At 62.6% G+C, this 7,492-nt stretch carries 6 protein-coding genes; 4 read left to right on the top strand and 2 right to left on the bottom strand.

Going from position 1 to position 7,492, the window contains the following annotated elements; all coding sequences use genetic code 11:
• Positions 1-243: 243 nt before the first annotated feature.
• The 4 genes from N005_RS22970 to N005_RS29825 all read left to right on the top strand — a co-directional run bounded on the left by N005_RS22970 (position 244) and on the right by N005_RS29825 (position 2,346).
• Positions 244-540 carry a DUF5629 family protein gene (locus N005_RS22970; RefSeq protein WP_047703281.1) on the top strand — a complete coding sequence of 99 codons (297 nt, stop codon included), beginning with the start codon at positions 244-246 and terminating at the stop codon, positions 538-540.
• Positions 527-1,702 carry a lactonase family protein gene (locus N005_RS22965; RefSeq protein WP_047703280.1) on the top strand — a complete coding sequence of 392 codons (1,176 nt, stop codon included), beginning with the start codon at positions 527-529 and terminating at the stop codon, positions 1,700-1,702. Before N005_RS22970 ends, N005_RS22965 begins: the two co-directional genes overlap by 14 nt.
• A gap of 156 nt (positions 1,703-1,858) precedes the next feature.
• A complete protein-coding gene (locus tag N005_RS22960; protein WP_047703279.1) occupies positions 1,859-2,038 on the top strand; it encodes a hypothetical protein in 180 nt (59 codons plus the stop codon).
• A gap of 182 nt (positions 2,039-2,220) precedes the next feature.
• Positions 2,221-2,346: a hypothetical protein gene (locus N005_RS29825; RefSeq protein ID WP_265086661.1), complete on the top strand. Its 126-nt coding sequence runs from the start codon at positions 2,221-2,223 to the stop codon at positions 2,344-2,346.
• A 115-nt stretch (positions 2,347-2,461) separates the two neighbouring features.
• Here N005_RS29825 and N005_RS22955 read toward each other — a convergent pair whose 3' ends face one another.
• On the bottom strand, positions 2,462-6,103 hold the full coding sequence (locus N005_RS22955; protein WP_047703278.1) for an AAA family ATPase: 3,642 nt from the start codon (positions 6,101-6,103) through the stop codon (positions 2,462-2,464).
• Positions 6,100-7,344 carry an exonuclease SbcCD subunit D C-terminal domain-containing protein gene (locus tag N005_RS22950; protein WP_047703277.1) on the bottom strand — a complete coding sequence of 415 codons (1,245 nt, stop codon included), beginning with the start codon at positions 7,342-7,344 and terminating at the stop codon, positions 6,100-6,102. The genes N005_RS22955 and N005_RS22950 overlap by 4 nt, the downstream gene beginning before the upstream one ends.
• Between the last annotated feature and the right edge of the window lie 148 nt (positions 7,345-7,492).

Raw genomic sequence — 7,492 nt, 5'->3', positions numbered from 1 at the left:
GCTCGCGAAGTCGGTGGGTCAGCTTGCGATGATGTTGGCTGTGCCGCCGCCATCGCGGGCCAGCCCGGCTCCCACAGGGGATTGGCGGCGGACATGAGTCCCGCGGCCACCCCGAAACCCTTGTGGGAGCGAGCCTGCTCGCGATAGCGATCTGCCGGCCAACACGCTTCCGGACTTGATAGCCCAAGGCCAACCCGGACATTGAGCTATCATGCTCACTTTCCCAGCGACCGACCGATCCCCATGACTGCCGTAACCGACACCCTGCTGTACGCGCTCGAAGCCTGCGACATGCTGATCATCGACGGGCTGCACGCCTTCGATTTCTCCCTCGACGAACAGGATCAGTTGCACGTCGAGTGCATGAACGGCCGCACCCTCGCGCACTGGCGCTTTACGCCTGCGCAGATGCAGGCCGCGACGTTCGACCCGGCGTCGAAACACTGGATCATTTCCAGCGATTCGGGCGATCACCACCTGGAATGTGTGGAAGCGACCAGCGGCCACGACGATGAGGAGGACGAACATGAGGATGCGTAGTCTCTGGCCATTGTTGATGGCCGGCAGTGTGGGCGCCATGGGCATGCAGGCCAACGCCGATGAGCGCTATCAATTGCTGGTGGGCTCCTACACGGCAGGCCAGAGCCAAGGCGTCTACCGGCTGCAGTTCGACAGCCGTACCGGCCAGCTCGAGGCCAAGCCGTTGCAGGTGATCAAGACCGACAACCCGTCGTGGCTGACCCTGTCCCCGGACATGAGCCGGCTGTTCGTGGTCAACGAGAATGGGCCGGGGCAGAAGGATCCGGTGGGCAAGGTCAGCAGTTATGCCATCGACCCGACGACCCACGCACTGAGCCTGATCAACCAGGTGCAGACCGTGGGCAATGAGCCGACCCATTCCAGCCTCAGCGGCGATGGCCGGCATCTGCTGGTCAGCAACTATTCGGTGGTGGAGGATCCGGGCGGTACGCTTGCGGTATTGCCCGTGGGCGCCGATGGCAAGCTGGCGCCCGTCGTGCAGTTGAGCAGTCACCAGCCAAGCCGGGTCAACCCCGAGCGGCAGATGTCGGCCCATGTGCATTCGGCCGTGTCGTCGCCCGACGGCAAATATGTGTTCGCCAACGACCTGGGGGCGGACAAGGTGTTCGTCTATCGCTACGACCCCAAGGCCAATCCCGAGCTGCCGCTGACTGCTGCCGACCCGGCATTCGTGCAACTGCCGCCCGGCAGCGGACCGCGTCACCTGCTGTTCAGCGCCGACGGCAAGCACGCCTGGCTGACCCTGGAAATGACTGCGCAAGTGGCGGTGTTCGATTACCAGGACGGTCGCCTGGTCCAGCGCCAACTGGTTGACCTGGCGGCCGGCAAGCCTCAGCCAGCAAGGGCGGCTGCGGCCTTGCACGCCTCGAAGGATGGCAGGTTCCTGTACGTCAGCAATCGCGGCACCAGCAACGAAGTGCTGGTCTTCGCCATCGACCCGGCGGCCGGTACGCTGAAAGAACTGCAACGCCGCTCCGTCGAGGGTGACCATCCGCGGGAGTTCAGCCTCGATCCGAGCGGGAAATTCCTGTTGGTTGCCAACCAGAAGAGCAATCAGATCGTGGTGTTCGCACGCGATCCAAAGACCGGCCTGTTGGGTAAATCGGTGCAGAAACTGTCGATGGATGCGCCGAGCGACGTGAAGTTCATCCAGCCTCGATAAGGCACAGGCCCCGTTTTTCGGGGCCTGCGCGGTTATATCAACGGCACTGATATTCGCTAGCATTGCAAAGCATTTCTAGACGAGACGCCTCGGCGCGTAAGTTTGCTTCACGGCCCAACCGGGCAAGACAGCCAACTGAATCCGAGGAATACCGCCATGAACCTGAACCTCTTCTCCATCATCGCCGCATCCGCTATCTCTGCCACCGTGGCGCTGCCGGCCAGTGCCAGCATCGAGATCAGCGACAAGAAAAATCGTACCCAGAGCTACACCGAGAAATACCTGCAACAGAGTGCCAACTTCTACGCTGCACTGGATCACAAGACCCAGCACTGAGCGCGTCGTAACGACTGAAGCCTGCGATCTTTTCGTCTCGACAGGGAGAGAAAAGATCGCAGGCTTCATCGTTTTCACCCATCGCTTCAATCTGTTCTGAAAAATCCGCTGTAATATCACATAGCCATGTGTTTAAATTTGACGCTGAAAAATTGACTCCTTCTTCCATAAGGATCGACACCATGGCGATGCGTCTGGCGATGATGCTGCTGTTTCTCTATTCCGCCCCGATTGTTTCGGCTGCCCAGCCAGTGCCAGGCGAGCCGGAAGCGGCGCGCGAGCGATTACTGGGCTTGCTGCAAGACTGATCGAAGCAGTCAAGCCACAATCCCTGTGGGAGCGAGCCTGCTCGCGATAGCGGCGGTACAGTCAACCTTGATGCAAGGGCTCGCTCCCACAAGGTCCCCCAGGTGTTCAGCAGCCTTACTTGACCTCCACCGTACTCAACCCATTCCCCTGACGCTGCACCTGGATCTGCACCGGGATCCGTTCGTGCATTTCCTGCACGTGGGAGATCACCGCGACCTTGCGGCCCTGAGCCTGCAAGCCATCGAGAGCGTCCATCGCCAGTTGCAGCGACTCGGGGTCGAGGCTGCCGAAACCCTCGTCGATGAACAGCGACTCGATCCGCAGCGTACTGGAAGCCATCGAGGCCAGGCCCAGCGCCAGGGCGAGGGAGACCAGGAAGGTTTCGCCACCTGACAATGAATGCACCGAACGCAATTCATCGCCCATTTCCGTATCCAGCACCAGGAGCCCGAGCATGCTGCCGCCGCGCTTGAGCCGGTAGCGGCGCACCAGTTGCCGCAACTGGACGTTGGCGTGATGCACCAGCAAGTCGAGGTTGTAGGCCTGGGCCAGTTTACGGAAACGGTCACCGGTGGCGGAGCCGATCAGCGCATCCAACCGGGCCCAGCGTTGATACTCGGCATAGGCCTGCTCGATCTGCTGGGCCAGCGCCTGGTTGGCGTTTTGCCGGCGCTGGTCTTCAGCCTGTTCGGCACGCAGTTCGGCGCAACGTTGTTCGCTGGTGGAAAATTGCTGTTGCAGTTGGGTGAGGGTGTCGGCCAGCTGTTCGGGTGACAGGTTGCCGTTGTGCTGAGCCTGATGATTCTGTAGCCGCTGTTCTCGCTCGATCAACAGTACGCGGGCCTGTTCGATGGCTTTCTCACTGTTGAGCAAGCGCTGGCGCAACTGGCCGACCTGTTGCTCATCGAGGGCGAGCAAGGCTTCGAGGGCTGCGTCGTCCAGTTCAGGATGGGACGTGCGCCATTGAGCGATACCGGCGGCCAGTGCCTGATGTTCAGCGTCCAGGGACTGTGCCTGTTCCTGTCGGGCTTTGAGTTCGGCGGCCAGTTGCACCAGGCCGTTGCGTAATTCGTGCAACTGTTGATTGGCCGCTGCCTCGGCAGTGCGCGACTGTTCCAGGGCCTGGTCGAGTTGCTGCTGCCATTGTTCGGCGCTGCTGTGTTCGCCAAGTAATTGCGTGAGTGCCTGCTGACAGGCCTGCTGCTGTTCGGTCAGGCCGTTGAGTTGCTGTTGCGCCGATTCCAGCTGCTGGACGCGGGTCTGTTGACGGTCCTGTTCCTTTTCCAGGGTCTGCTGGCGTTGGAGCTGTTCGCCGAGTTCTTCACGCTGCTGTTCCAGTTGCTCCAGGCGTTGGGCTATCTGCTGGTCGAGCTGCATGAAGGTTGCGGCGGGCTCGGTGCGCAGGGCTTGCAAGGTGTCTGTCGGCAACAGGCTGCTGAAATGGCTCAGTTCGTCGTCCAGGCGCTGGCGATCCCGGTCCAGTTCCTGCTGCTGATTGCTCAGGTGCAGTGAGGCCTGTTGGCTCGCCGTTTCAGCATTGCGCAGATGCTGGGACAGGCGGGCGGCGTCCTGTTGCAGGGTCAGCAGGGCGGCTTGCCGTTGTTCGTCCTGGGTGATGCGCTGGTGCAGTTGGGTGTTCTGCTGGGCCAGCCAGGCGTCGCGCCTGACGCTGTCCTGGGCCATCAGTTGCGCGGACAGCGGATGGGCTTCAAGGCTGGGGGCCAGTTCCTGTTGCTGGGCCGCCAGTTGTTCCTGCTGCTGTTTCAACTCCTTGAGCTGGGCCATGACCCCGCTGTATTGCGCACGCAGGTCGATGACTTTTTCATTGAGCTGGTCGACGGCTTTGCGCGCGTTGGCTTCTTCGTTTTCATCGTGGCGCCCGAGGCTTTGCAGCAGGGCTTCAGGCTGATGATAAGGATGCTCGACGCTGCCGCACACCGGACAAGGCTGCCCGTCCTGTAGCTGCGCGCGCAACTGTTCGACGCTTTCGCTGCGGGCCAACCGTTGCCGCGTCAGCAGGTCACGGGTCACGCTCAGGGTCTGTTCGGCAACCGCCAGCTCGGCCTTGGCTTCGCCGCCTTCGCGCACCAGTCGATCGCGTTCCTGCAACGCCTGTTGCTGGCGTTGTTCAAGCTCGCCGCCGCGTTTGTCCAGTTCCTGCTGACTGGCCCATAACCGCGTGAGGTCCTCGAAGGCCCGTTGTTGCTTGCGGTTGTCTTGCAGCAAATTGCCGAGCAATTGGATCTGTTCGGCGACGGCTTCGGGTTCGGCGCCGGCCTCCTTGTACAGCACTTCGAGTTCTTGCCGACGGGCCACCAGTTCCTCGGCGGCGCGGGTGGCGCTGGCTTCCAGCGCCGCGAGTTCGGCCTGGCCCTTGTTCAAGCGATTGCCGATCAGCATCAACTGTTGGAGGCGATCACGGTAGGCTTTCCAGGCTTCGCTCAGCGGCGCGAGGTGGCTGCTTTGCTCAAGCTCGCTGGCGATGCGCTGCAGGCGCGCGGCCACCTGGTTTTGCTGTTCGAGCAAGGTCTCGACGGTACGTTGACCGTCCATGCAGGCCAGTTGTGCCTGCGCCTGGCGCTCGGTGGCCTGATTGGCTTCCGTGATCAGGCGGGCGAGGGTGTTCTGTTGTTCAAAGGCCTGGCGCAGCAACGGCGCGTTGTCGGTGCTTTGTTGACGGGCGGCGACCAGTGCCTGTTGTGCTGCGGCGAGGCCTTTTTCCAGTTCTGCCTGTTGTTCATTCAGGTCGAGTTGCTGTTGGCCGAGCTGTTGGACCTGGATCGCCAGCGGTGCCAGGAGCCGGGTCAGTTCCGCCTGGCGGATGAACTGATGGCGCTGGGGCGCCAGTTGCTCCAGGCGGGTCAGCTTCAGGCGCTCGTCCGCCAGGGCGTTCCAGTCGGCCTCGGCTTGTTGCAGTTGTTCGGCGGCGCTGGCGTGTTCGTCCTGCAACTGGCGCAGGTCCTTGAGCCAGGTGTGTTGCAGTTCCAACTGCTTGAGTTGCGCCTGTTGGGTCTTGAGCTGTTGCTGGGCTTCGTTGAAGCGTGCGTCCAGCTCGGCCCGGGCCTCGGGGGGCAGCGGCGTGACGCCGGTGGCCTGGTCCTGCAGCTGCTTGTGGCTTTCCTTGGCCTGCTTGGCCTTGTCGAAGGCGCGGCGGCCAAGGCGGGTATACAGGGCGGTGTCGGTGAGTTTTTCCAGCAGTTCGCTGCGGTCGTTGTCATCGGCCTTGAGAAAGGCGCTGAACTCACTCTGGGCCAGCAACACGGCGCGGGTGAACTGCTCGAAGTTCAGGCCCAGCGCCGCTTCGAGTTGAGCCTTGTACTCGCCTTTCTGGCTGGCCAGCAATTGGTCATTGTCCAGGTCCCGCAGGCTCTGGCGACTGGCCTGCAACTTGCCGCCGGCCTTTTCCCGGGCACGATTGGCTTCCCAGCGGGCGCGATAACGGCGCCCGTCGATGCCGCGGAAATCCACCTCCGCGTAGCCATCGCCGGTGCCACGGCGCAACAACGTGCGTGGGTCACCGGTGGCGATTTCGCCGTCGGCGTCCGGCACCTTGGCATCGCGTCCGGTGTTGTTGAGGCGCGGCACGGTACCGAACAACGCCAGGCACAGGGCGTCGAGCAAGGTGCTTTTGCCTGCGCCGGTGGGGCCGGTGATGGCGAACAGACCGGCGCTGGCCAGGGGCTCGGCGGTGAAATCGATGTCGAAAGGACCGGCCAGGGAGGCGAGGTTCTTGAGGCGGATCGCGAGGATTTTCATGGTTGCTCGCTCTCCATCTGGACGTCTTGCAGCAACACGGCAAAATCCTTGAGGGTCTGTTCATCCACTGCGTTGCCATAGGCGTCCTGCCAGGCCCGGCTGAACAATTCCTGTGGGCTCAGTTGATCCAACTCGATCAAGGCCGCATCGTCATCGGCACCCGCTGCATTGCCGCGGCCGGCGTATTCGGCGGCGATCCGCACCAGTCGCACAGCCTTGCCTTGCAGTGCGATTTCCACCTGGTTGCGCAGGTCCGGCTGAGGTTCGTCGAGGCGCACCCGCACTTCCAGCCAGGGTTGGCGCTGGACGTCGGCCAGCAGGTCGATGTCCGGCAGCTCCTTGAGTTGTCCGAGGATTTCGGCCAGCGGCGCCGGGCCCAGGCGTTGCAGGTTGACGGCCCGGGGAATCAGTCGTGGTTCGACCTTGACCAGGGTGTCGCCGTCCAGGGTGACGTCGAGGATCTGATGCCGATAACCGATTTCCGAGAACGACAGGGGAATCGGCGAGCCGCTGTAGCGAATGCGTTCTTCGCCGTTGACCTTTTGCGGCTTGTGCAGGTGGCCGAGGGCGACGTAGCTGATGCTCGGACCGAAGAGACTGGCGGGCAGGGCTTCGGCATTGCCGATGATCAGACTGCGCTCCGAGTCTTCGGACACCGAACCGCCGGCCATGTGCGCATGGCTGATGGCGATCAATGCCTGGCCCTTCTTGCGCTTGCCGTTGGCGGCGGCGATCAGCCATTCGTGGACCTGGCCGATACCCCGCAGGTAGTAATCGCCCAGTTGCGCGCCGGTGACTTCGGCGGGGCGCAGGAATGGCAGGGCCAGGCACCACGCCTTGACCTTGCCCTTGGCATCGGGCAAGGGCAGCAGCAGGCGTTCGACATCCAGTTGCCCGTCGTCCAGCCACAGCACCCGACCGAGGGCGTGGGTACGCAGCCGTCGCATCAGTGGCGCGGGCAACTCGATCCGCGAGCCGGAGTCGTGGTTGCCGGCGATCATCACGATGGTCAGGCTGGGGTGTTGTTCATGGGCGCTGACGATGAAATCGTACAGCCGCTCCTGGGCTTTGACCGGCGGATTGACCGTGTCGAAGATATCGCCGGCGATCAGCAACGCATCGGGCTTCTCGCCGGCCAACTGGCGCAGCAGCCACTCGAGGAAACACGCGTGCTCGAAATCGCGCTCCTGGCCGTGCAGGTTTTGCCCCAGGTGCCAGTCAGAGGTGTGGAACAGACGCAAGGCAAACTCCAGAAAACAGATGATGGCCGCGGGTGAAGAGGGCGGCTGGAAAAGTGCAGAGTTTACTGGGAAACCAGGCAGAGGACTTGCTCAACTTCCTGTGGCGAGGGAGCTTGCTCCCGCTGGGCTGCGCAGCAGCCCCAAGAAC

This window comes from Pseudomonas mediterranea CFBP 5447 (genome assembly GCF_000774145.1).
In the GTDB taxonomy this organism is placed as follows: Bacteria; Pseudomonadota; Gammaproteobacteria; order Pseudomonadales; family Pseudomonadaceae; genus Aquipseudomonas; species Aquipseudomonas mediterranea.
Note: the sequence above shows the minus strand (reverse complement) of the source record. Positions and strands in the feature narration are given on the sequence as shown.